Raw genomic sequence first — 492 nt, forward strand, 5'->3', positions numbered from 1 at the left:
GCTCGGCCGCCGGCGACAAGGGCTACTGCCCGCCGCCGGGTGACGGCGCCTGGCAGCCGGGGTTAACCCCGGGCCACTGGTGTATTGAGCTGACCATCAGCGATGGCGGCCCCAACGACGATGACGGTGTAACCAACGGCACCATAGTCGACCCGAGTGTGGCAGCCGTGCCCATGAGCAGCAACCATGCCCCGGTTGTCGTCGCCGACAGCCTGAGCATGAGCTGGAATACCGACACCTTGATCGACGTGCTCGCCAACGACAGCGATGCCGACGGCGACTCCCTGGTGCTGACCAGCGCCAGCGTCGACCTGGGCCAGGTTGAAGTGAGGGGCGAGCGGCTGTACTTCCGGCCGCTGGCCGACTACTTCGGCCAGGCGCTGATCACCTATGGCGTCAGCGATAACCAGGGGGGCTCGGGCAGCGGCCAGGTTACTGTCGATGTGCTGGCAAACCAGTTCCCGGTGGCGGTCGACGATCTGCTCAACCTGC

1 protein-coding gene is annotated in these 492 nt (G+C 66.3%); it reads left to right on the forward strand.

Going from position 1 to position 492, the window contains the following annotated elements; genetic code table 11:
* On the forward strand, window positions 1-492 hold a 492-nt coding region (locus LZP73_RS21650), incomplete at both ends, for an Ig-like domain-containing protein (RefSeq protein WP_234236529.1).

It is taken from the genome of Shewanella sp. AS16, from assembly GCF_021412365.1.
In the GTDB taxonomy this organism is placed as follows: Bacteria; Pseudomonadota; Gammaproteobacteria; order Enterobacterales; family Shewanellaceae; genus Shewanella; species Shewanella salipaludis.